Raw genomic sequence first — 26565 nt, 5'->3', positions numbered from 1 at the left:
TAGCCTTCATTTTATTAACCATAAATTATAACATTGCTTTCGTTCACATTTTAGAAATGGTTTATCTTTGTAAAAAACTAAAAATGATGAATAAAAAAGTAATACTTATGATCTTGGACGGTTGGGGAAAATCTCCTGATCCAAAAGTATCAGCGATAGACAATGCAAATGTTCCTTTTATAAACAGCCTTTACAAAAATTACCCAAGCGCACAACTTCGAACTGACGGATTAAATGTTGGTCTTCCTGAAGGTCAAATGGGAAACAGTGAAGTTGGTCACATGAATCTTGGTGCGGGAAGAATCGTATATCAGGATTTAGCCAAAATAAACTTAGCGGTAGCAAACAAAACACTTGCCAAAGAACAAGTACTTGTTGATGCTTTTACTTATGCTAAAGACAACAATAAAAAAGTTCACTTTTTAGGATTAGTTTCTGATGGAGGTGTTCACTCTCATACTTCTCACTTACGTGGATTGATCGATGCATCTCAAGAATATGGCTTGGATAAAATTTTTGTTCACGCTTTTACAGATGGTCGTGATGTTGACCCGAAATCCGGAGCAAAATACATTCACGATTTAGAAGAACACATTAAAGATACTCCGGTAAAAATCGCTTCAATCATTGGTCGTTACTATGCAATGGATCGTGACAAACGTTGGGAACGCGTAAAACTTGCTTATGATTTAGTAGTAAATGCTATTGGAACTCCATCTAAAAATGCAGTTGCAAGCGTTCTTGATAGTTATGCGCATGATGTTACTGATGAGTTTATTGCTCCAATCGTAATGGTTGATGAACAAGAAAAACCTCTTGCAACAATTGTTGAAGGTGATGTAGTTATCTTCTTTAACTTTAGAACAGACAGAGGTCGTGAACTTACAGAAGCGCTTTCACAACAAGATTTTCACGAGCAAAATATGCACAAGTTAAACTTGTATTATGTAACGCTTACGAATTACGACGAAACATACCAAAACGTAAAAGTAGTTTACAATAAAGATAATATTACTGAAACTCTTGGTGAAGTATTAGAGAAAGCAGGCAAAAAACAAATTCGTATTGCTGAAACAGAGAAATATCCTCACGTGACATTTTTCTTTTCTGGCGGAAGAGAAACTCCTTTTGAAGGTGAATCACGTATTTTAAGAAATTCTCCTAAAGTAGCAACTTACGATTTGCAACCAGAAATGAGTGCTTTTGAATTAACAGACGCTCTTGTTCCTGAATTGAATAAAGGTGAAGTTGATTTCGTTTGTTTAAATTTTGCAAACGGAGATATGGTTGGTCATACGGGAATCATGAGCGCTGCAATTAAAGCTTGTGAAGCTGTAGATGCTTGCGTAAAACAAGTGATTGAAGCGGCTCTTGCCAATGATTATACTACAATTGTAATTGCCGATCACGGAAATTGCGAAACAATGATTAATCCTGACGGAAGCCCAAATACAGCGCACACAACAAACCCAGTGCCGATTATCTTGGTTGACAAGGAATTAAAAAATATCCAAAATGGTGTTTTAGGTGACATCGCTCCTACTATTCTTGAATTAATGGGCGTTCAGCAACCTAATGCAATGACTTGTCATTCGTTATTGTAAAAATTTTTAGTTTCAGTTTTTAGTTATTCTAAACACTGAAAACTTCAAAATAAACCCGACAGATTTTTAAAATCTGTCGGGTTTTCTGTTTTATAATCCCAAATAAAAAATTCAAAAATTGAGAAAATACAAGCTATTCCAAACAGGAGCAGCTTTTTTTTTCGCATAAATAAAAGTTAAAATTTCCAAATTGATAGTATTACTATTATATTTGCATTTAAAATAACTTTTATGGAAATTATACTATCAAATATAAAGATGCAGGTCAACGAAAAGATCTACGTAAAAGATCCGGAAACATCTGCATTGGGAAAAAAGATAATTGAGCAAAGTATTCTTCTTATTGATGATATTGGTTTTGACAATTTTACCTTCAAAAAATTAGGCGAAAAAATAGGCTCAAACGAGAGTTCTATTTACCGATATTTCGAAAACAAACACAAATTATTAGTATATTTATCTTCATGGTATTGGAGCTGGATGGAATACAAACTTGTCTTTACCACTACCAATATTCTGGACAAAAAAGAAAAACTCGATAAAGCGATCACGATACTTACCGAGAAAATTACTGATGATGTCTCAACAGACCATATTAACGAAGCGATTTTAAACAAAATAATAATTGCCGAATTCACAAAAACACTTCATACTAAAGAAGTTGATCAGGAAAATAAAGAAGGCTTTTTTTTAATCTATAAAAGAGTTATCAATAGAGTTGTTGCAATTGTCAAGGAAGTAAATCCCGAATATCCATATGCTAAATCATTAGTATCGACTATTGTCGAAGGAAGTTTACACCAGCATTTTCTAACAGATCATTTGAAATCCATTACAGATTGCAACGAAACGGTTACAACAACGCAATTTTACCTAAATCTCGCACATAACGTTCTGCGCTAATTATAAAAAAAATAGTATGACTACTCCACTAAAAAGATTTTACAATTTACTAGAGCTTGATAAAAAAGACATTTATCAAATTTTTTTCTACGCCATTTTTGCCGGATTAATCAGTTTATCACTTCCATTAGGAATCCAGGCGATCATCACTTTTATACAATCCGGAAGAGTAAGCGCATCTTGGATTGTGCTTATTATACTTGTTGTTGCCGGTGTTGCACTTGTTGGAATTTTAGCTTTGATGCAATTAAGAATCACTGAAAATTTACAACAAAAAATATTTGTTCGCGCTTCGTTTGAATTTGCGGCTCGTTTGCCAAAAATAAAATCGGAAGAATTATACGGAACTTATCCGCCGGAATTAACGAATCGCTTTTTTGATACTTTAACCATTCAAAAAGGAACTTCAAAATTATTAACGGATTTCTCCGCAGCTTTACTTCAAATTACTTTTGGGATAATTCTGCTCTCTTTATATCATCCTTATTTTATTGTTTTTGGACTTTTATTGTTCCTTCTTTTATTCTTTATTTTTAAATTTTCGTATAAATCAGGTATAGAAACGAGTTTAAAAGAATCAAAATTTAAATACAAAGTAGCAAGTTGGTTACAAGAAATGGCTCGTAATAATTTTAGTTTCAGAAATGAATTAAACTACGATTTTGCACTTCAAAAAAACAACACAATAGTCGAAGGTTATCTTAATTATCGTGAGAAACATTTTGGCGTAATCAAAAGACAATTTATACAATTAATCCTTTTCAAAGTCATTATTACGGCAAGTTTATTATCAATTGGAGGATATTTGGTTTTAAGTCAGGAAATGAATATTGGACAATTTGTTGCTGCCGAAATCATTATCTTATTAGTAATTACTTCTGTCGAAAAAATCATTGTTGGACTTGAAAGTTTCTACGATGTTTTAACTTCTGTTGAAAAAATTGGACAAGTAACTGATTTAGAATTAGAAGAAAACTCAGATTCACAAATAGATCATTGCTACAACAGCATCAATTTAGAAACTGAAAATTTAAAATTTAAATTTCCGGATGCTCCAACAAACGCTTTAGATTCTATCACGCTTAAAATTGAACAAGGCGAAAAAATCGTAATTGATGGTACAAATGGTTCCGGAAAAACAACACTAATTCGATTATTATCAGGTTTATTAAAACAAAGTTCTGGTGCTTTTTACATCAACGACGATACTTTTAGAAAAATAGATCTAAAACAATATCGCGCACAAATAGGCAGCATAATTCATAACGAAACTCCATTTGAAGGAAGCATTCTTGAAAATATAACTTTTAATGATCCTTCGATAACGACCGAAGATTTAAAATGGGCACTTGATGGAGTTCAATTAAGTCCGTTAATTAAAACATTGCCAAAAGGTTTAAAAACACATATTTATCCTGAAGGAAGACAATTGTCATCGTCTAATGCGCAAAAAATTCTATTGGCGAGAAGTATAATTCATAAACCAAAAGTACTTTTCTACGAAGATCCAACAGATACAATGGACGAAAATGTTGCGAATGAAATCATTGATTTTATTACTTCTGAGAAAAACAACTGGACGATTATTGTTTCTTCCAAAAATCCATATTGGAAAACAAAATCTACCCGAAAAATAACGATGCAAAACGGACATATTATCCTGGATCAAAAACAATAAGTCATGCTAAACATATCTGACAACAAAACAAAATTACAGTCACTTGATCGATACGAGACTGTAAAAAACCTGAGCAACAGACCTCATTTTAAGATTTTAAACAAAATAATAGTTGCAACGTCGATCTTAGGATTAATTGCTCTTTTCTTGCCTTGGACACAAAATATTTCGGGATCAGGATCTGTAACAACTTTAAAACCAAATCAAAGACCACAATCTATTCAAAGTGTTATTTCGGGGAGAATTGAAAAATGGTACGTACAAGAAGGTGACTTTGTAAAAAAAGGAGATACGATTCTATTTATTTCTGAAATAAAAGAGGATTACATGGATCCAAATTTGGTTCAGAATACCAAAAATCAGGTTGATGCAAAAAAGAATTCTTTGGAATCTTATGATGAAAAAGTAACGACACTTTCTACTCAGATTCGATCTATAGAAAATGAAAAAAATCTCAAACTGCAACAGGCAAAAAACAAAGTCAAACAATCGCTTTTAAAAATAAAAAGTGACAGTATTGATTTGGTTGCAGCAAAAACACAATTAAGAATTGCCAATACTCAATACAATCGTTCGGTACAATTGAATAAAGAAGGTTTAAAACCTTTGACAGATGTTGAAGAAAAACGTTTAAAACTGCAAGATGTTGATGCCAAAATAATAACGCAGGAAAACAAATATCTAACAAGCAAAAACGAATACATAAACGCGCAAGTTGAGATTAACAGAATTTCTGCTGAATATGCTGAAAAAGTAGCTAAAGCCAAAAGTGATCAATTTACAACTCTGAGCAATAAATTTGACACTGAAGCACAAGTCAATAAATTAGAAAATCAGTATGCAAATTACAGCTTACGAAACGGAATGTATTATATCAAAGCGGTACAAAATGGCTATATCAACAGAGCTTTGCAGGCAGGATTGGGCGAAACTATAAAAGAAGGAACGCCAATTGTAACGATAATGCCATCGCAATATGATATTGCTGTTGAGACTTTTATAAACCCAATCGATTTGCCTTTAATTAAAAAAGGAGCCGAAGTGCGCGTTTGGTTTGACGGTTGGCCAACAATTGTATTTTCGGGCTGGCCGGATATGTCGTACGGAACTTTTGGAGGAAAAGTTGTGGCAATAGAAAATTTCATTAGTCCAAACGGAAAATACAGAATCTTAATCGCTCCCGATCCAAAAGAAGCAAAATGGCCAAAACAATTGAGTATTGGTTCCGGAGCACAAACAATTGCTTTATTAGACACCGTGCCAATTTGGTTTGAAATCTGGAGAACCTTAAACGGATTCCCTCCTAATTATTACAAAACCGGCGAAAAAGTAACTAAAGAGAAAAAATAATGAAACATATATTTATAGCTTTTCTTTTTCTGAGTTGCACCGTTTTTGGTCAGCAAACCATCTCGAAGGAACTTACTTATAATGAGTTTCTGGGATATGTAAAAAAGTATCATCCATTGGTTAAAAGCGCCAATCTGGAAGTAAGCGAAGCACAAGCCAATTTGATGATGGCGAGAGGTGGTTTTGATCCAAAAATTGAAGTCGATTTTAGTCAGAAGAAATTCAAAGACAAAGAATATTATTCGATTCTAAACAGTAGTTTCAAAATCCCAACGTGGTACGGAATCGAGCTAAAAGCAGGATTTGACAATAACGAAGGTTATTATCTTAATCCGGAAAATACAACTCCAAATTCAGGTTTAACTTCTTTTGGAATTAGTGTTCCGCTTGGTCAGGGATTGTTTATTAATCAAAGAATGGCAGATCTTCGTAAAGCCAAAATTCAGATAAAACTAAGTCAATCTGAAAGAAAACTTCAAGCTGTGAGCGTTTTATACGATGCTTCACTTGCTTATTTTAACTGGAAGAAGAATTTTGAAGAAATGAAACTTTACGAAACCTACAACAACAACGCCGTAATACGTTTGGAGGGAATTAAATCCTTAATTACTCAAGGTGATAAACCAGCGATTGACAGTATTGAAGCGGGAATTATTGTAAAAAACAGGGCTTTAAGTCTTGAAGATTCTAAGCTAAAATTAACAAAATCAAAACTGGAATTGTCAAATTTTATGTGGCTTGAAAACAATATTCCGTTAGAAATTTCAGATGATCTTGTACCGGAAACTGCGCTTGAATCTACATTGCAGGAAACTTTAAAAACAAACGATTTATTGCAGGGAGATTTTAGTTTAGACACGCATCCGAAATTAAATGCGATGCAAAATAAAATAGATATGCTGACTGTCGAAAAAGATCTCAAACAGAATATGCTGTTGCCTAAAATAAACATTGGTTACTCGTATTTATCTGAACCGGCTTATATTGACAATTACCGTTTTGACGATTACAAAATTGGATTGGAATTTTACTTTCCGTTATTTCTGCGAAAAGAACGCGGAAGTTTGAAATTGGCAAAGTATAAACTTCAGGAAAATCAGTTTGCTCTGGCTTTAGAAAAAACACAATTGACGAATAAAATAACGGCGCAAAAAACAGAAATTATTTCGCTTGTAAAACAGAAAAAATTAGCCAAAGATTTAGTCGAAAACAATATGACGATGCTAAATTCCGAAGAACGTTTGTTCACTTTTGGTGAAAGTTCTTTGTTCCTGATTAATACTCGAGAGAACAATTTAGTAAGTGCAAAACTGGCAGCAATCGCTCTCGAAAACAGATTTTACATCTCCAATTCAGAGCTATTTAAAATCATGGCAAATCCTGATTAAAGTTTAAAGCATATAAGTGCTTTTTTTAACCATATAAGTGATATAAGTTCATTTAAGCGAAACCTAAAAACGGCGTAACTTATAATTACTTATATCACTTATATGGTTTATATATTTTATATCACAAAATAGTGATATGTCCATTCGACACAATAGATTAGAATTCCGATAAGTCCGCCAACGAGAGTTCCGTTGATTCTGATGTATTGCAGATCTTTCCCGATTTCGAGTTCTAATTTTTCAGAAACTTCTTTTCCGTCCCAGCTTTTTACTGTGGAAGAAATTAAATCTCCAATCACTTTTTTATTGTTTAAAAGAATCGAAAGTAAATCGTTTTTGATGAAATTATTGATCTTATCAATCATTATCGGATCCTCTTTTATTCCGTTTCCGAAACCTTGAATTAAGCCTGAAATATTTTTCTTAATCGAAGATTCCTCGCCTTTTTCTAAATCATTGGTAATTGACAATTTTATTTCGTCCCAAATTCCGTTGATATAATCCTGAACTTCTTTTTTTCCGGCAAAACTCAGAATCATATTATTGATTTTGATTCTCATTTCTTCAGAGTTTTTCACTTTATCCAGAAAGTCATAAACATATTCGTCAATCTTAATTCTAATCGCACTTCCGGGATGTTTAGCTTCATTTAAAAAATCTGCCAATCCATTAAAAACACCTTCTGTAATACTTTTATCGGCTAAGCCAAAACTTAAAAACGGCGTTGATTCTTTTACTTTTTTCCGAATCAAATCTTTGTTATTAGTAAGTTCCGTACTCATCACATTCAGAAGATTAGTCAGCAATTCGTCTTTTACATTTCCTTTTTGCAAAGGTTCTAAAGCAAGCGCGACCCATTCTCCAAAATTAATTCCTTCGAGTTTTTCTTTAAATTGAATTTGAATAAAGCGTTTTATATCTTCATCTTTTATCGTTTTTAAAACTCCCGGAATAATATTCAAAACAACCAAATTGGCAATTTTATTCGCATTTTCGTCAAGCGAAAGCCATTCTGAAGCCTTTGTTGCAAAGTTGAATTCTTCAATTTTAACTTCCAGTTTTTCGCGATTTAGAAATTCTTCTGAAACAAAATTTCCCAGATTTTCCCCAATCTCATTTTTCTTAGTCGGAATAATAGCCGTGTGCCAAATTGGGATTCCCAACGGATGACGAAACAAAGCCACAACCGCAAACCAATCGGCAATTCCACCAACCATTGCCGCTTCGCTAAAAGCCTGCAACATTGGAATTTTAAAATAAATAGCAATTATAAATAAAAGAACTGCAACACCTAAAAGTGATAAAGCATTCCCTTTCATTTTATTTAAAGCTTTCTTTTTGAGTATATTTTCTTGATCTATAGACGTTTCCATAATTTATTAGTTTTAAGTCTTACTAATTTACGGCTTTTCTGTCAAATAGTAGTTTGAAAAACTAATCGATATTAATTGTTAGTTTGCCACGACCCGAGCGACAGCGAACAGGCGAAGCAATTCACGAATTTTTCTTTATCACTTTACACTTAAATATAGAATTCGTGAAATTTAATATTTAAATTCAATCTGATTCGTGCCAATTTATGGAATTCGTGGCGGAAACTTTAAGCGAATGTAATTCGTGAAATTCGTGGCGAAAATTTTTAAATTCATCAACCTGAAAAAATAATATTAAAATCGTACTTTTGCGAACTGAAAATCTGAAAAATATGATTATCCAAAAAAGTAGAGAGGAAATTGAATTAATGCGCGAAAGTGCTTTAATCGTATCGAAAACATTAGGAATGATTGCTTCTGAAATCAAAGAAGGAGTTACTACATTATACCTTGACAAATTAGCTGAGGAATTTATCCGTGATCACGGTGCGGTTCCTAGTTTCTTGGGATTGTATGATTTTCCGAATTCACTTTGTATGAGTCCAAACTCTCAGGTTGTACACGGAATCCCGAATAATACTCCATTGCAAAGTGGTGATGTTATTTCGGTAGATTGTGGTGCATTCAAAAATGGATATCATGGTGATCACGCCTACAGTTTTGAAATTGGAGAAGTTGCTCCTGAAGTTAAAAAACTTCTGCAAGTAACTAAAGAATCTCTTTATGTAGGAATTAGAGAATTTAAAGCTGGAAATCGCGTTGAAGATGTTGGAAACGCAATTCAAAAATATACTGAATCTCACGGTTACGGAGTTGTTCGTGAATTGGTTGGTCATGGTTTAGGGCAAAAAATGCACGAAGAACCAGAAATGCCAAACTACGGAAAACGTGGTCGCGGTAAACTTTTTGTTGAAGGAATGGTTGTTGCAATTGAGCCAATGATCAATATGGGAACTAGAAATATCAAACAACATAAAGACGGCTGGACTATTACAACTGCAGACGGAAAAGCAAGTGCACATTTCGAACACGACGTGGCTTTAATAGATGGAAAACCGGAGTTATTATCGACTTTCCAATACATTTATAAAGCTCTTGGAATCGAAAGCAATGAAGAAGACGAATTCAGAAAAGTGCCATTAGTATTATAAGAATTCTACAGAGATTCATAAAATTATACGCCAAAATTCACAAAAGTTATTTAGAAGCCAATAATAAATTTATAACTTAGTATTAAATATTAATTTATTAAATTTAAAGTTAACTACTTTTATAAAAAATAGTAAATGAAAATTAAACTCCAAAATATTGGAATTATTGAAGAAGCCGACATCAACATTGAAGGAATAACTCTTATTGCTGGTCAAAATGATTCTGGGAAAAGTACTATTGGAAAAGTTTTATATGCTTTAGTTAGAGGGGTTAATATTGACGAACAATTATTTAATTCTTCAAAAAACGAATATATTCGAAATAAGATTAGAGATATTCGAAATCTTTTATTACGTACCAAACCATCTAATCCTAAAGATGATGATATTCAAAAAGAATTTATTAGTGAATATATTGATAATATTGGGTCTCATATTGGAGAATTTATTGTAAACATTTATTCTAACAAGTCTGACTCAAATGATCTCATTAAAGAGCTTGATGCTATTGATAATTTGTATAGCAACTTTTCCAATCAGTCAATTAAACTTCAATTAAGCACTTTTATAAATGACATAACTAATCGCATTTCAATTTCAATAGATTCTAAAGAAGTATTACACTACGAGTTAGAGGCTTATTTTCAAAATGAATTTGGTTCACAAATTCAAAACAAATTCAAAAAGGATAATTCAGCAATTAGTATAGAAGGTGCCGTAGAACAAAAAATCATATTCGAGGAACCTATTACGTTTGAAGGCTTTGAATCTAGCTCGTCTTTTTATTATAATGATGTATTTTTTATCGAATCCCCTATGAAATTAGGGAATAAAAATTCTATTCGTTTTACTAACGTTCATGTCCTTAGAGATAAAAATGAATATTTAAATAGTAAAATTTTACAACAAAAAAAAGATCAAGACATCTTCTCAGACACTACTGAAAATACTGAAAAATTAAATTCTATAATTTCAGATGTGATTAAAGGAAAATTTGGATTTAATTCAAAAAATCAATTGATTTTTCAAAAAGAAGATATAGAATTTGATCTAAATAATGTCGCAACTGGAATAAAAAGTTTTGGTGTATTACAATTACTTTTACAAAAAGGTGTTTTAAATTCAAACTCATTATTAATTATTGACGAGCCTGAAGTACATTTACATCCAACTTGGCAAGTTAAATATGCAGAAATTTTAGTACGCCTTTCCCAAGAATTTGCTATTCCAATTGTATTAACTTCACACAGCCCTTATTTCATAGAGGCTTTAGAAGCTTATTGTAAAAAATATCAATATGAAGATTTAACAAATTTTTATTTTGCAGAAAAAAACGAAGATGGATTATCCTCAAAAATAATTGACGTTACAAAAGATATAACTCCTATTTTAAGTTCAATATCGGATGCCTTTTATAAAATTCAAGATATCAACAATGAGGATTAATGAAATTCGAGATTACTTTTTAGCCAATGTAAATCAAAAAACATTACAAGAAATTTCTTGGTACGAAGAGAAAGAAAATGAAGTTCTAATTAAAAAACAATTAGTAAACTCTCAAAAATTAGCTTTTGATTTCGACACAATAAATCCAAAAACTAAGACTAAAAATACAACAAGTATAGAAATTAAAACTGCTGACACGGTTTATTTTAAAGAAGATAAAATTATATTTGTTGAATTTAAAAGTAGTGCCATTAAAAAAATAGACTTTAGATTAAAGTCTACGGAAAGCATAATTTCATTTTATAATTTCATTTTCAAAAATGGATTCACAGAACAAATGTCTTTTCCAAATAGTAGTTTTCAAATTTATTTTGTTTATAATCGAGATTGTCACCCTACCCGATTGCAACATTTTTCTTTAATGGAAAGAGAATTATCAAATGAATACAAACACTTATTTTCAAAACTAAAAGTAATTGATCATTATCGATTCAAAAAAATATTCGGCATATAAGACCCCATGAAGAAACTTTTTAAACTCGTACTTAATACAATACCTCGTCCATTATTAATTCGTTTGAGTTATGTTGCCCGACCGATTTTGGCGCTTTCTTTAAAAGGAAGTAAATATACTGATCCTATTGATGGGAAAAGTTTTAGATCATTTTTGCCTTACGGATACGGAAAACAACGTAATAATGTGCTTTCGCCAAGTACACTTTCTCTGGAAAGACACCGCTTGCTTTGGTTGTATTTAAACGATCAGACTGATTTTTTTACAGCACCAAAAAAAGTACTTCATTTTGCTCCAGAACAAGCTTTTTATAAAAGATTCCGTAAGCAGAAAAATCTGGATTATACTACAACTGATTTATTTTCGCCTTTGGCAGACGTAAAAGCAGACATTTGTAATTTGCCTTTTAAAGACAATGAATACGATGTTATTTTATGTAATCACGTTTTAGAACATATTCCGGATGACACAAAAGCGATGCGTGAATTATATCGCGTTTTAAAACCAGGCGGAATGGCGATTCTACAAATTCCACAGGATTTATCCCGTGCGGTAACTTTTGCAGATGATACTATTACAGATCAAAAAGAACGCGCCAAAATTTTTGGACAATACGATCACGTTCGTATTTATGGACGCGATTATTTTGATAAATTAAGAAGCATCGGTTTTATCGTAATCGAAGAAGATTATACTAATAAAATTTCTCCTGAATTGGTAGAAAAATATTGTTTGGCAAAAGGCGAAATTATTCCACTTTGTTTTAAACAGGAAAACTAATTCTTTCACCATATAAGTGATACAAGTTCATTTAAAAGAGTTTTCAAATTATTGATATTTTGAAAACTCTTTATTTTTTTGCCCAATCTCTAAATTATAAGCCAACCAAATCCCTAAACCTTGAAACCTACACAATCATTTCAGTTTTGCTTTGACATCAGTTTTGAAAAAAACCTGAATGTATATATCCCAACAGCTTATATCATTGAGAATACCGATGATATTAAATATCTAGAAAAAAAAGCGAGTGCAGATGTACTTGAGAGTTTTGGAGTTCTTTTTGAAAATTTAGATTCCAATACAAAAAAAATACTAACGGCTTGCGACTCTTTAAAGCCTGATTTTATTTTCAAGAAATTCAGCGCCAAAATAAAATCGGCTAAAACAATTGCTGATTTGCAAAAAGATTCCAAAATTGAATTTGCTATTCGTCAGCATTTAAAATTTAACTTGGAATCCTTTTACAATCTAATTGTAAAAGAACAATTTCCGTTCTCTGCTAATATGAGTGCCGAAAAGGATTTTTATCGTTGGAGAGTTGACACAAATCCGTTAGAGTTTGAACCTCAAATTCAATTTGACAAACACGCTGAAGGCATCACGTATACTTTATCTTTAAAAGAAGAAGAAATCACATTTCTACCAATGGATAAAAATGTCGATATTCTTCTGGACGAGCCGGGCTGGTTGATTATCGATAAAAAATTAGGACGTCTGAAAGAACTTAATGCTAAAAAACTTTCTCCTTTTTTAAAGAAAAAATCAATCGAAATACCTTCAAAATTAGTTGACAATTATTTCAAAAATTTCATTCCAGAAATAGCCAAAAAAATTGATATTGAAGCGACTGGTTTTGAAATTGAAAGTCGTGACAAAATCATTTCGTGCACGATTCAGCCCGTTTATGATTTCTTTAAAAACTGTTATTACCTCAACCTTTATTTTGAGTATAACGGTTATTTATTTGACGCCAGTAAAACAAAAAAAACACATTCATTTGTCGATTTCAGCATTGTAAATGAGCCCAAAATAATTCAGTTTAAACGAAGTTCCGATGAAATTTTATATACAGATAAATTACTGGAAATTGGTTTAATAAAAATCAAAAATGAACTATTCGGATTGAATTCAGATACTGAAATTCATGATCCTTATTCTAATATTCAATTTGTTATTGATCGCAAAGAAGAGTTGGAAAATTCAGGGTTTATAATCCAGAATTTGAAACTGGAAAGCAAAGAAATCATTACAGAAAATCATACGGTTACAACTTCAAAAGGAGAAACAAAAGAAGATTGGTTTGATATTAAAATCATCATTTCTATTGGAAGTTATACCATCAATTTCAGCGAAATTATTCCGAATATAAAAAGCAAAGAAAGATTGTTTTTATTGCCTGACGGAAACTATTTTTTGATTCCTTTAGAATGGCTAAGCAAATATAGTTCGCTGGCAAAATTGGCCAAAACAGAAAATGGAAATCTACTTTTACGTAAATCTAATTTTGCGGCTTTAGATGCGATTCCGGAAATCAAAGACGATGTAAATCCAATTCAGGAAGCCAAATATACTTCTTCTGATTTGCTGAAAGCTACTTTAAGACCTTATCAAATTGATGGCGTAAAATGGCTTTTAGGTCATTTCAACTCAAATTTAGGAGCTTGTCTGGCTGATGATATGGGACTTGGTAAAACATTACAAACTCTGGCTGTTTTAGTCGCAGTACAAGAACAATTAGGTTTTACAACTAAAACAACCAATTTTGATTTGTTTGCAAATGAAACTACGATCGAAAGAGAACCTATGAAAACTCTGATTGTTTTACCGTCTTCATTGGTTTTTAACTGGTATAATGAAGCTGCAAAATTTACACCGCATTTTTCAAGAATGCAGTATGTAGGAAATGACAGAAAGTTGTTGGCAAGCAGATTAGATTCATCAGATTTAATTTTTACCAGTTACAGTATTATTCATCGTGATATTTCAATTTTAGAAAAATACAATTTCCGTTATTTAATTTTAGACGAAAGTCAATATATTAAAAACAGGGATTCTAAGATTTTTAAAGCGATTAATAAAATAAACACCAATCATAAAATCGCTTTAAGTGGTACGCCTATCGAAAATTCGCTTGACGATTTATGGTCGCAAATGCAATTTATAAATCCGGATATTTTGGGAAGTTATAATTTCTTTGCGGAAAACTTTAAAATTCCGATTGAGAAGAAACAAGACGAGAATAGTTTATCTGAATTGAAAAATCTTATTCAGCCTTATATTTTAAGACGAACCAAAGAACAGGTTTTAAAGGATTTACCGGAATTGACTGAACAGATTTATTATTGCGATATGGATCCTGAACAGGAAAAATTATACGAGAAAGAGAAATCAAAAGCTCGTAATTTTCTATTAAAAACAGACGGTTCAGGTCCTGATAAAATTAGCATTATCAATACATTGATGAAGTTAAGACAATTGAGTAATCATCCAAAAATGGTAGATCAGGAATCTGAAATTGATTCTGGAAAATACATTGCAGTCACAAATTATCTGGAAACTTTAGTAAAAGAGAAACAAAAAACGATCATTTTTAGCTCTTTTGTTACCAATTTGAGTTTCTATACGGATTGGTGTAAAGAAAATAAAATAGGATTTTGTGAAATTACAGGTGAAACTCCTGCCAAAAAAAGAGAACAACAAGTCAATTTATTTCAGGAAAAAGAAGAGCCTTTATTGTTTTTTATTTCGCTAAAAGCTGGTGGAGTTGGATTGAATATTACCAAAGCTTCTTATGTTTTGTTCCTCGATCCGTGGTGGAATCCTTTTGCTGAAAAGCAAGGTGTTGGTAGAGCGCACCGAATTGGGCAATTAAATAAAGTAAACGTTGTTAGATTCATTTCGAAAAATACGGTGGAAGAAAAAATCATCAAATTACAGGAAAACAAAAAGCTTCTATCTGATTCACTTTTAGAAGAAAGTTACATCAACGACGAAATCGAAGTTAATCTAGAATACATTTTGGGTTCTTAATAACTTGTTTTCAAAACCAATAGATTGGCATCATATTCGTTATATAAAATTGTTATATTTACAATCTTACAAATATGTTGGATATAATTTAAACACATAGAAACATAGATTTTATGTGTAAAAAAGAATTTAAAAAAGAAATATATTTCTCTCACATAGCCGACTTTGTGTATTTAAAATAAGTGAAACGCCTTTTTTGAGATTACAAAATCTATGTTTCTATGTGTTAAAATAAATTATACCCAACGAATTCATACAACGTAATAAGATGCCAAAATTTTTATTTAGAAATCTCCTTTTACTTTTCATTTTTGCTTCGGCGACAGCTCAAGAAGTACAAAATGAAGTAGTTCCTCCTTATAATATCAAAACCGTTTCATTTGTTCAGAATGGTAATAATGTTGTTCCTATATTTCAATTAGGCGACACATTTCAATTTCAATTTGATGATTTATTTGGTAATGAAGCCAATTATTATTTTGAAGTTGTGCATTGTGACTACAACTGGATTCCAACTGATATTCCAAAAACGGATTATATAAGTGGTTTCGATAATCAAAGAATTACAGATTATGTAAATTCATTCAACACGCTTCAGGTTTATTCTCATTATCGACTTCCTTTTCCAAATCAATTTACAAGTCAGTTGCGCATTTCAGGAAACTATATCTTGAAGATTCTTAACGAAGACAGAGAAGTTGTTTTTTCACGAAAGTTCATTTTGTATGAAGAACATTCTACGGTTACGGCTCAGGTAAAAAGAAGCCGTGATGTTACGAATATAGATTATAAACAAAATTTGGATTTTGCGGTTTTATCAAATGATATTGTTTTTCAGACTCCATTGCAAAACGTAAAAATTCTTTTATTACAAAACGGAAATTTCAATACTGCTATAAAAAATATTCCGCCACAATACACAATCGGAAATCAACTGGTTTATAAATACAATAAGGAAACTCAATTTTGGGGCGGAAATGAATTCTTGTATTTTGAGAACAAAGACATTCGAGCAGGAAGCAATAATGTTGCAAAAGTTGGTGCAAATAATGACATTTACAACTCGTATTTATACACCAATTTGGCACGCGCCAATCAGATTTATACTTTAAATCAAGATGTAAACGGGAATTTTGTTGTAAAAAATATAAACGCTTCGAATAACGAAATCGAAGCTGATTATGCGTGGGTTTATTTCAGCTTGTCTGCTCCCACTTTTAGATCTTCAAGCAAAGACATTTATATTACTGGAATGTTTAATAATTACAGCCTTTCGCCAGAATATAAAATGGATTATAATGCTGAGAAAGGACTTTTTGAAAAAGCCGTTATGATTAAGCAGGGTTTTACTAATTTTCAATACACAATTGCAGATAAAAAAGGTGTAATTGACAATGAAAATGCTATAGACGGAAATTTTTATCAAACTGAGAATGAGTACACCATATTAGTTTATTACAAAGAAACCTCAGATCGCTATCAAAGAGTTATCGGAAAAGGAAATGCAAACTCAATAAACATCATAAATTAAAACATTGTTCATCATTCATTAAAACATTGTTAAGGTTTCGGGCGGAATGATTTTTTTTTGTAGATTTGCACATATAACGCACACATATATACTACTTTAGTATGGTTTCTCAAATTACAAGAGGCATAAAAATATCTGTTTTGACTAGTTTTGAAGGTACTTACTTCAAAAACTACAAGATTCATTTTGCCTTTAGTTATGTCGTTACAATCGAAAATCACAGTAAAGATTCTGTTCAGTTAACTTCTCGTCACTGGGAAATTTTTGATTCTCTAAATGATTTAGAGGTTGTTGACGGAGAAGGCGTTATTGGAAAAAAACCAGTTTTAAAACCTGGAGAAAATCACACTTATAGCTCTGGTTGTTTATTATCATCACCTTATGGCGCTATGAAAGGTCATTTTAATATGATCAATTTTACGACTACAAAAACATTCAAAGTTATTGTTCCTACTTTTAGAATGTGTGCTCCGTTTGCTTTAAATTAATTTACATTAACTTCAATTACTTCTTCTTTTGTAATGGCGTAGACTTTGTCATTTTCTGTTGGAATTAAGTACGAATTGCCGGTAAATTCTCCAAACGAAGGAAAAATCAATTGTTTCGGTTTTCTAAAAAAACACGATAAACTTAAAAATTGTCTTCCTAATCCTTTTAATTTTATTCCGGGATGAAGATGTCCGCAAAAATTAAAAAGATTTTCTTCTTCTGTTGGATGATGCGTCAGTAAAAAATTATCTATAACTAATTCGCTATAAATTTCAATATTCAAATCGGCGTAAAATTCTTTAGAAATAATATCGTGATTTCCTTCAACCAAAATAATCTTTTGCGAATGTTGTTGGGTCCATTCTACAAATAAATCCCATTCGTTATTGATTTTACTGTGAAATAAATCTCCTAAGAAAACAATCGTTTCAACATTGAACAATTCTAAAACGGCGTTTAAACGAGTAAAATTTTCAAAAATAGCATCTTTCGGAATTCCGATTCCGTGTTTTCTAAAATGCGCAACCTTACCTAAATGCACATCCGAAATTAAAAGAATCTTCTTTTCTTCCCAAAATACTGCTCCGGATTGATGCAATGTAAATATTTGATTATCAATGACTATTTTCATATTTCTTTTTAGACTTTCATATAACTTGCAGTCATTTTTTTGATTCTTTCCTGCAAAGTTTCACTAGACAATTTTTCTCTTAATCGATCTGTAATTATAGGAAAACTGAATGGCGTTGGCTTTTTGCATTGTTTCCAAACAATTGTCTGGCTGTTAATTCGTTCCAATGCCTGAAGCAAACGTCCTTCTTCTAGTTGATGTTCAAATGTTTCTATATAAGCTTGTTGCAATAATAAATTATCTGGTTCATAATCTCGAAAAACTTCAAAAAGCAATTGCGAACCACTTTGCAAATGTTTCGTTTTAACAGGTTTTCCCGGCATTCCTGTAAAAACCAATCCGGCAATTACAGCAATATCTCTGAATTTTCTTCGAGCCATTTCGGTCGAATTTAAGCTTTTTTGCAAATCATGATGAATATATTCTGATGAAAATAAGTTATTATCAAAAATAGCCTGCATATCAATTTCCTGATCTGAAAGTAACTCAAATCCGTAATCATTATACGCCAGAGAAAAAGTAATTGGCGAAAGCAAACTAATGCGATACGAGAGAATACTAGCCAAAGCTTCATGCACAAACCGACCTTCGAAAGGATAAAAAACGGCATGAAATCCTTCTCTGGTTTTAAAGGTTTCTATTAAAAATTCGTTTGTATCAGGAACAATGCTTTCCTTGCGTTGTCTATCAAAAATAGGTTTTAAGGCTTTTAATTCCGGAGTCAGATTATCTGTATTTGCAGCATATAATTCTTCCCGAAGCAATTCGCTCATTTGTACAGACAAAGCCATACGACCGCCCATCCAACTTACTACTTTTGATGCTTTTTTAGGATCGGCTTTTCGAACTAGAACCTGCATGTTTTTTACACGGAAAAGTTCAAGTCTTTTTCCGGCAAAAGTAAAAACATCGCCGGGTTTTAGTTTTGAGACAAACCATTCTTCAATAGAACCAATATAGCCTCCGCTTAAAAACTTAACGTTCAAAGATGCATCGCCTACGATTGTCCCAATTTGCATTCGATGATGCATGGCAATCAATCTACTATTGATTTTAAAACGTCCGTCTTCTTCAACCTCAACTTTTTTGAATTCGTCGTAAGCTTGTAAACTCTGACTTCCGTTGGTAATGAAATTCAGAATCCAGTTCCAGTTTTCCTTTGTGATGTTTTGATAGCAGAATGTTTGTCTCACTTCTTCAAAAATTTCATCAGGAAAAAATCCGTCTGAAACCGCCAAAGTATTTAAATATTGTACCAAAACATCCCAACTGTTTAAATACGGAATTCGATCTTCGACAATCGTTTTTTCAACTGCTTTTTTAAGTGCCGACGCTTCTATAAGTTCAATTGCATGCGTTGCAAGAAAATAAATAACACTTTCTTTTCCGGGTTGATGACCGCTTCGTCCTGCTCTTTGCAGAAAACGTGCAACACCTTTTGGTCCGCCAACTTGAATTATAGTTTCAACCGGAGCAAAATCAACTCCCAAATCTAAACTCGAAGTACAAACTACTACTTTTAAATCTTCGTTTCTAATCGCATTTTCAACCCACAAACGCGTTTCTCGACTAATACTTCCGTGATGCATCGCCATATCTCCGGCAAATTCAGGATATTTTTCTAATATGGCCTGAAACCACATTTCGCAAGCCGAACGAACATTGGTAAAAATTAAAGTGGTTTTACTCTTTCTGATGATTTTAGCAACCTCATCAATTAAGTGTAATCCCATATGTCCGCGCCACGGATAACTGTCCATTTTCTCAGGCAATATCGAAAGTACTTTTATCTTCTTGTTGATATTCGCTTTTATTAAAACCGAATTTTGATAGGCTTCAGAATTTAATCCTAGTAAAACTTGTTGTGCTAATTCGAGATTTCCTATTGTGGCTGAAATTCCCCAAATACGCATTTTTGGCGCTACGGTTTTTAATCGAGACAAAGCAAGTTCCATTTGTACACCACGTTTTGTGCCTAATAATTCATGCCATTCGTCTACTACAATCGCCGAACAATTGGCAAAAGTTTTAGCGAATTCTTTTGATGCTAAAAGCAATTGTAAACTTTCTGGAGTTGTTATTAGTAAATCCGGCATTTTTTTGCTTTGTTTTACTCTTTCGCTTTGCGAAGTATCTCCAGACCGAATTCCAACGGTCATTTGCGTATCTAAATCTTGAACAATTCTTTCAGCAGCTTGTTTTATTTCGACCGAAAGTGCGCGCAAGGGCGTAATCCAGATTGCTTTTAATCCGGGTTTATGTTTGGTTTTATAATCAGGATTTTTTTTAATGTAATCGAGAACGATCGGAAACCATAAAGCATAGGTTTTTCCGCTTCCGGTTGGCGCGTTTAATAAACCGTTTTTACCTTGCAGAAAAGCAGTCCAGGTCTGGGTTTGAAAAGGAAATGCTTTCCAACCCTGATCGTGAAACCAGTTTTCTGCAATGGTATAAAGTTCCTCTCTATTCATTTTTTTTAGGTTCAAAGTTGCAAAGGTTCAGAGGGACAAAGTTTAGCTGTTTTCTAAAGTTTTTTCTTTGAAACTTTGTCCCTTTGAACCTTTCATGAAATCATGTTTTTTAAATCTTCTATAGAGTTGGCTTCTTCTATTTTTTTGTCTTGTCTCCATCTTAAGATTCTCGGAAATCGGGTTGCAATTCCGCTTTTATGTCTTTTTGAAAGTGCGATGCCTTCAAAACCAATTTCGAAAACCAATTGTGGCGTTACACTTCTTACGGGACCAAATCTTTCTAAAGTATTCTTCTTTATAAAATCATCAACTTTTCTGAATTCGGCATCGGTTAAACCGGAATATGCTTTCGCGAAAGTGACGAGTTCTCGTTCGCCTTTTTCATTGGTTTGCCAAAGTGCGAAAGTATAATCGGTAAAAAGATTCGAGCGTCGTCCATGACCTCGCATAGCGTAAGTTAAAACAGCATCGATTACGAGAGGTTCTATTTTCCATTTCCACCAATCGCCTTTTTTTCTTCCTACCTGATACGGCGAATTATTTCGTTTTAACATCAAACCTTCGCTTTTCATTTCGCGGGCACGCATTCTTTCGTTCGTTACATCTTCCCAGGAATGGAGCAAAATTCTTTCTGATAATTGAAAATGAGACGTTTTATCTTTTATCGAATCGTACAATTGTTCTAATAACAATCGGCGTTCTACATAAGGTAAATCCCGAATATCTTTCCCTTCCCATTCCAGAATATCATACGCTTTTAAAATTACAGGAACTTTTTCTAACAAAGATGCAGAAATAGTTTTACGACCAATTCTGGCTTGTAAATCATTAAAGGTCCCTATTTCTCCTTCCGGAAAAGCCAGAATCTCAGCATCGATAACGGTTCCGTTTGGAATAATTCCCAAGAAAGATTTAAACTCCGGATATTTATCTGTAACTAATTCTTCTCCTCTCGACCAAACATAAATTTCGCTTTCGCGGATGATAGTTTGTGACCTAATTCCGTCCCATTTATGTTCGATTGACCAATCTTCGGGATTTCCAAGATTTTCTACTTCGCCTTCAATTGGATATGCCAAATAAAAGGGATAGGGTTTAGATAAATAATCACTGCTTTTTTCATCCAAAATTAATTCCTGAAAAGTAATGGTGTTCGGATCCCAGTTTCCCATTAATTTATAAGCCAAAGTATCTTCATCCACATTTTCTGCTTTTGATAAGGCGCGCGTCATTAATTTTTGGCTTACGCCGATTCTTAAACTTCCGGTAATTAATTTGGTAAAAACAAAGCGTTCGTAATAATTAAGCGCTAACCAATTTTCATGTAAATATTCTTTTTTCTCAGGATCTGATTTCTTTTTTAAAGCGATAATTTCCTGTAGATATTCTGTTAAACTTTTATCCGAATGTTCTTTTGTAGTTGGAATGATCAAAGCAATCGTTTCGGCTAAATCGCCCACAATATGATAACTTTCTTCAAAAAGCCATAACGGAATATTGGCTAACTCATTTGCCCAAATTCGCAATAAAGTAGTATTGACCGGTCTTGGCGGACGTCGATGTGATAAAATTGCAATTGTCCATACTTTATCTTCCGGCGATGCATTTTTAAAATACGTCGTCAGGGCATCTACTTTTACGTTCGTTTTATTCGAACTGTCAAGGGTTTTTATAAGTTGGGCAAAGTTTTTCATTAACGTATATTATTTTTAAACTCGTTCCGCATAATTGTTAAACACATAGAAACATAGGTTTGAAATTGAAAAAGAAGATGTTTTTAAAAAATCTAGATTTTCACACATAGCTATGTTTGTTTAAACAAATGAAATGCCTTTAACCACAAAGAAAAACTATGTTTCTATGCGTTAATTTTCTTTCCATTTAATTAATTTTCAGCAATAATCGAAGTTTCATTTTGATCGGCTTCTTTTTCTTCTTCTTTTTCCATTTCTGCCGTTTCGCCTTCGTATTGTGTTTTTTCAGTTCTGGCATCGTAACCTAACTCTCTTAGATATTTAGAGAAAATATCGGTGTAACCATGCGTACAAATTATTTTTTCTGCACCTGTTGCTTTTACGCTATCTAATAAAGAATACCAATCGCAATGATCGCTCAAAACAAAACCTTTGTCAATCGCACGTCTTCGTCTTGCACCTCGAAACGCCATCCAGCCACTTGCGGAACCAGTTACAAAAGGCGTCATTTTTCTGATCCAGATACTTCCGTGTGCACTTGGTGGAGCGAGAACAATATTCCCTAATAATTCTTCTTTTTTGGTTTCTCTGGTTACGAGAGTTGTTGGAGGGAATTCAACCATCGGACGTAAAACATTCGTCATATTTTCGATCGCGCCGTGTGTATAAATAGTTCCGATATCAGTATTTAAATATTTTAAAAGTCGTTGTGCTTTTCCTAAAGAATACCCAAAGAGAATAGAAGTTTTGCCTTCGGATTTATTTTCTGCCCACCAATTATTGATTTCTGTAATTACTTCTGCTTGCGGCGTCCAATTGAAAGCGGGTAAACCAAAAGTACATTCGGTTATAAACGTATCGCATTTTACGACTTCATATGGAGTTGAAATTCCGTCATCTTCGGTTTTATAATCTCCGGTAAAAACCCATACTTCTCCTTTATGCTCTACTCGAACTTGAGAACTTCCTATAATATGTCCAGCGGGATGCAGGGAGAATTTCACATTATTAATGACAAAGGTTTCGCCCCATTCTTTTCCGGTTACGTTTATTTCGCCTAAGCGATGGCGAATGATTGGAATATTGGTATAATGTGTAATATAATTTTGATTTCCCCAGCGCGAATGATCGGCGTGACCGTGTGTGATTATGGCATTTTTTACAGGTTTCCACGGGTCGAGATAAACATCGGCCTGCTGGCAATAAATACCTTTATCATTAAAAGCTAAAAGTGGGATTTTCATACTATTACATTTAAGAAATTCTTTCGGAATAACCTCAAATTTAATTATTTACGCTGATATTTATTTTACACCTTAACGGGATTAGTTTATTTAATTACAACTTTTTAATAATGTATTGTGATATAATCAAATTATCATTTGTACTTTTGTGTAAAATTAAATAATTCGTAATTTTAAAATATTTCATCCCATGTTAAAAGGATTCTTTCATGTACCAAAAGCGGTAAACGAGCCTGTTAAAGGATACGCACCTAACTCACCAGAAAAAGCAGCTGTTCAGGCAGCTTATACCACAATGTGGAATTCTAAAATTGACGTTCCTTTATATATTGGGAGCGAAGAAATCAGAACTGGAAATACAAGAACAATGTCAGCTCCACACGATCACAAACATATCGTAGGAACTTATCATTTAGCTGAAAAACAACATATCGAAAAAGCAATTGCTAATGCACTTGAATCTAGAAAAGCATGGGCAAACATGGCGTGGGAACAACGTGCTGCTATTTTCTTAAAAGCTGCTGAACTTATTGCAGGTCCATACAGAGCGCGTATTAACGCTGCTACAATGATTGGACAATCTAAAAATATTCACCAGGCAGAAATTGATGCTTCTTGTGAATTAATTGATTTTTTACGTTACAACGTAGAATTCATGACTCAAATTTACAACGATCAGCCAAAATCAGATTCTTCTGTTTGGAATCGTTTAGAATACAGACCTCTTGAAGGTTTTGTTTATGCTATTACTCCTTTTAACTTTACTGCTATTGCTGCAAATCTTCCTGCAAGTGCTGCAATGATGGGTAACGTTGTTATCTGGAAACCAAGTGATAGCCAGGTTTTCTCTACACAAATTATCATCGAAGTTTTCAAAGAAGCTGGTGTTCCTGATGGAGTTATCAATGTTGTTTTTGGAGATGCTTTAATGATTACTGATACCGTTTTGGCAAGTCGTGATTTCGCTGGAGTTCACTTTACAGGATCAACTCACGTATTTAAAGATATCTGGGCTAAAATTGGTGCAAATATTCACAATTACAAAACATACCCAAGAATCGTTGGAGAAACTGGTGGTAAAGATTTTATCATTGCACACCCAAGCGCAAACGTAAAACAAGTGACTACAGGAATTACTCGTGGTGCATTTGAATTTCAAGGGCAAAAATGTTCTGCAGCTTCAAGAGCTTATATTCCACAAAGTTTATGGCCAGCTGTAAAAGAACAATTAATTGCTGATGTAAAATCAATGAAAATGGGTTCTCCGGAAGATTTCGGAAACTTTATTACTGCAGTTATTCACGAAGGTTCTTTTGATAAATTAGCAAGTTATATCGACCAGGCTAAAAAAGACGCTGATGCTGAAATCATCGTTGGAGGAAATTACGATAAATCAGTTGGATACTTTATTGAACCAACAGTTATTGTAACTACAAACCCAAAATATACTACAATGGAAACCGAATTATTCGGACCAGTTATTACTATTTATGTTTATGAAGATGCAAAATGGGAAGAAACTTTAGAATTAGTTGATACTACTTCTGAGTATGCTTTGACAGGAGCTGTATTTAGCCAGGATCGTTATGCTATTGAAGTAGCAACTACGAAATTGCAAAATGCTGCAGGTAACTTCTACATCAACGATAAACCAACAGGAGCTGTTGTAGGAATGCAGCCTTTTGGTGGAGCGAGAGCTTCAGGAACTAACGATAAAGCAGGTTCTGCATTGAACTTATTACGTTGGGCTTCTCCAAGAACAATCAAAGAAACTTTTGTAACTCCAGAAGATTACAGATACCCGTTTTTAGGTTAATTTTTGTTTCAGGTTTAAAGTTTCAAATTAGAAACTTTGTCAATATAAAAAGCCGAATCTTTTCATTAAGATTCGGCTTTTGCTTTTACACTGTTATGTTTAAAATGTAATCATTAAACTCTCTCGCATTGTGAGGATTTTTTCTTCTTTAATTCTACAATTTAAAACTTGAGATCGTATGAAAACTATCTGCTTCTTTATTTTTTTCTCCTTCGAAAGTATCATAGTTTACGACTAGCAGTTTTCCTTTATAAATAATAGTCTCACAAGGATTATCTAATTGTCCGTCAGAACCATCAGCATTATCATTTTCCCAAATTAAAGAAATAGTATTTGTATCTAAATTTAATTCATGAACGCTATTATTTTCGTAATTGGCTATAAAAATCGAGTTTCTTTTTTCATCATAAAAAAAGCCATCACAACATTTTAATTTATCCGAATCAAAAACAACCTTTTTAGATTTCACTTTTCCATCCGCAAAAAATTCTATTTTAGTAATTACTCCATCACCAAAATTCCCTGCATATAAATTCCCTTTTTTATCAAAAGCAATTCCGTCAATCCCGATTGTTCTTTTACTAACTTCAGGTTTTAAGGTAAAAGTTGCAATCAGGTAATCTTTCTTATTTGATGAATTCAGAACGATATTTTTCTTGTTCAATTCTTCTAATGAAAAACTATAAATTCCGCTTTCTCTTCTGTTTTCAAACAAAGCATCTGTTATATAAATTCGGTTTTTAGACCATCTTACCGCTTCTCCAAAATTAAATCCTTCGGCTAAAACCTCAGCATTTATTGGTTTTCCATCTTTTACATTAATTCTTAGTAATCTCGAGAAATTCTCATTTCCGGTAAAAAACTGATTATCCATTATATATAAATTCCCGTCAGGTCCAAACTCCATTCCCATTGGGTGTACTTTTTTTGTAACGGGATGCAATGGCAATTTATCAAACCAAGTTACAGGTTTATCATTCTCATCGAAGGTTAAGATTTTGCTTCCGTACTTTTCAAATGAAATTGCGTTTGTAATCGACAGAAATAAATTCCCTTTTTTATCCAGCGCCATTCCGTCTGGAGTTTGGCAGGTTTCGCCTAAGTCTGCAAACAAAGTAGGTTTTATTACTTTAGAAGTTTCGTTGTATTTAATTTCTTGTTTGTTTTCTTGCGAGAATAAATTTGAAGTACTCATTAAAATCAGAATACCAATTGCGTTTTTAATTATTCTTTTCATTTTGTTTTAGGTTAAGTTATTATTTAAAAGAAATTTTATTTTAACATTTCGCTTAGAAGCACCACCAATACAAGGATAAGTTTGATCATAATTGTTTTTTAAGCGAATATAATTGCAAGAAGTTATGAGAATTATGGACGCAATTAAAAAGGCTGTTTTAGCAAACAAATAATGAATAATTCAATTTTACTGTGTTCGTATGCTCAAACGATGTTTTTGAAAGCAAAAACTCATT

Annotated in this window: 19 protein-coding genes; 13 read left to right on the top strand and 6 right to left on the bottom strand. The window is 32.8% G+C overall.

Annotation, left to right across the window (positions count from 1 at the left end; genetic code table 11):
- Positions 1-86: 86 nt before the first annotated feature.
- The 5 genes from gpmI (at position 87) to WN975_RS23630 (ending at position 6923) form a co-directional block, all read left to right on the top strand.
- Positions 87-1604 carry a 2,3-bisphosphoglycerate-independent phosphoglycerate mutase gene (gene gpmI, locus WN975_RS23650; RefSeq protein ID WP_337969015.1) on the top strand — a complete coding sequence of 506 codons (1518 nt, stop codon included), beginning with the start codon at positions 87-89 and terminating at the stop codon, positions 1602-1604.
- A 231-nt stretch (positions 1605-1835) separates the two neighbouring features.
- Positions 1836-2507 (top strand): TetR/AcrR family transcriptional regulator, encoded by a 672-nt coding sequence (locus tag WN975_RS23645; RefSeq protein WP_337968614.1) that lies wholly within the window; start codon positions 1836-1838, stop codon positions 2505-2507.
- A gap of 16 nt (positions 2508-2523) precedes the next feature.
- Positions 2524-4185, top strand: a complete 1662-nt coding sequence (locus WN975_RS23640) for an ATP-binding cassette domain-containing protein (protein ID WP_337968613.1) — start codon at positions 2524-2526, stop codon at positions 4183-4185.
- Positions 4186-4188: 3 nt separating this feature from the next.
- Positions 4189-5535 (top strand): biotin/lipoyl-binding protein, encoded by a 1347-nt coding sequence (locus tag WN975_RS23635; RefSeq protein WP_337968612.1) that lies wholly within the window; start codon positions 4189-4191, stop codon positions 5533-5535.
- On the top strand, positions 5535-6923 hold the full coding sequence (locus tag WN975_RS23630; RefSeq protein WP_337968611.1) for a TolC family protein: 1389 nt from the start codon (positions 5535-5537) through the stop codon (positions 6921-6923). The genes WN975_RS23635 and WN975_RS23630 overlap by 1 nt, the downstream gene beginning before the upstream one ends.
- A gap of 116 nt (positions 6924-7039) precedes the next feature.
- Here WN975_RS23630 and WN975_RS23625 read toward each other — a convergent pair whose 3' ends face one another.
- Entirely contained in the window at positions 7040-8296 is a 1257-nt protein-coding gene (locus WN975_RS23625; protein WP_337968610.1) for a DUF445 domain-containing protein, read from the bottom strand.
- A gap of 332 nt (positions 8297-8628) precedes the next feature.
- On the opposite strand from WN975_RS23625, the gene map reads away from it, so the two are divergent.
- The 7 genes from map (at position 8629) to apaG (ending at position 17236) form a co-directional block, all read left to right on the top strand.
- Positions 8629-9447, top strand: a complete 819-nt coding sequence (gene map, locus WN975_RS23620; RefSeq protein WP_099710863.1) for a type I methionyl aminopeptidase — start codon at positions 8629-8631, stop codon at positions 9445-9447.
- A 135-nt stretch (positions 9448-9582) separates the two neighbouring features.
- Complete coding sequence (locus WN975_RS23615; protein WP_337968609.1) at positions 9583-10893, top strand: AAA family ATPase; 1311 nt, start codon at positions 9583-9585, stop codon at positions 10891-10893.
- Complete coding sequence (locus WN975_RS23610; protein ID WP_337968608.1) at positions 10883-11407, top strand: hypothetical protein; 525 nt, start codon at positions 10883-10885, stop codon at positions 11405-11407. Before WN975_RS23615 ends, WN975_RS23610 begins: the two co-directional genes overlap by 11 nt.
- A 6-nt stretch (positions 11408-11413) precedes the next feature.
- Complete coding sequence (locus WN975_RS23605) at positions 11414-12187, top strand: methyltransferase domain-containing protein (RefSeq protein ID WP_337968607.1); 774 nt, start codon at positions 11414-11416, stop codon at positions 12185-12187.
- A 120-nt stretch (positions 12188-12307) separates the two neighbouring features.
- Positions 12308-15217 (top strand): DEAD/DEAH box helicase, encoded by a 2910-nt coding sequence (locus WN975_RS23600; RefSeq protein WP_337968606.1) that lies wholly within the window; start codon positions 12308-12310, stop codon positions 15215-15217.
- 268 nt (positions 15218-15485) lie between these two features.
- Positions 15486-16748: a DUF5103 domain-containing protein gene (locus tag WN975_RS23595; RefSeq protein ID WP_337968605.1), complete on the top strand. Its 1263-nt coding sequence runs from the start codon at positions 15486-15488 to the stop codon at positions 16746-16748.
- A 101-nt stretch (positions 16749-16849) separates the two neighbouring features.
- Positions 16850-17236 (top strand): Co2+/Mg2+ efflux protein ApaG, encoded by a 387-nt coding sequence (gene apaG, locus WN975_RS23590; protein WP_008467225.1) that lies wholly within the window; start codon positions 16850-16852, stop codon positions 17234-17236.
- Here the strand turns inward: apaG and pdeM are convergent.
- From pdeM to WN975_RS23570, 4 genes are all read right to left on the bottom strand, one after another.
- Entirely contained in the window at positions 17233-17868 is a 636-nt protein-coding gene (gene pdeM, locus WN975_RS23585; protein WP_337968604.1) for a ligase-associated DNA damage response endonuclease PdeM, read from the bottom strand. The genes apaG and pdeM overlap by 4 nt on opposite strands.
- Positions 17869-17876: 8 nt before the next feature.
- Positions 17877-20339, bottom strand: a complete 2463-nt coding sequence (locus tag WN975_RS23580; RefSeq protein ID WP_337968603.1) for a ligase-associated DNA damage response DEXH box helicase — start codon at positions 20337-20339, stop codon at positions 17877-17879.
- Between the two features lie 92 nt (positions 20340-20431).
- Positions 20432-22033, bottom strand: coding sequence for an ATP-dependent DNA ligase (locus WN975_RS23575; RefSeq protein ID WP_337968602.1), 1602 nt, complete (start codon positions 22031-22033; stop codon positions 20432-20434).
- 191 nt (positions 22034-22224) lie between these two features.
- Complete coding sequence (locus WN975_RS23570) at positions 22225-23277, bottom strand: ligase-associated DNA damage response exonuclease (protein ID WP_337968601.1); 1053 nt, start codon at positions 23275-23277, stop codon at positions 22225-22227.
- A gap of 190 nt (positions 23278-23467) precedes the next feature.
- On the opposite strand from WN975_RS23570, the gene pruA reads away from it, so the two are divergent.
- Positions 23468-25093, top strand: a complete 1626-nt coding sequence (pruA, locus tag WN975_RS23565) for an L-glutamate gamma-semialdehyde dehydrogenase (RefSeq protein ID WP_099710855.1) — start codon at positions 23468-23470, stop codon at positions 25091-25093.
- Between the two features lie 154 nt (positions 25094-25247).
- On the opposite strand, the gene WN975_RS23560 is transcribed toward pruA, so the two are convergent.
- The gene (locus WN975_RS23560; protein ID WP_337968600.1) at positions 25248-26330 is read right to left on the bottom strand and encodes a hypothetical protein; all 1083 of its coding nucleotides are present in this window, start codon (positions 26328-26330) and stop codon (positions 25248-25250) included.
- Positions 26331-26565 lie beyond the last annotated feature (235 nt).

The sequence above is a fragment of the uncultured Flavobacterium sp. genome, assembly GCF_951805225.1.
Classification (GTDB): domain Bacteria; phylum Bacteroidota; class Bacteroidia; order Flavobacteriales; family Flavobacteriaceae; genus Flavobacterium.
This window is presented reverse-complemented; position numbering and strand designations above follow the sequence as displayed.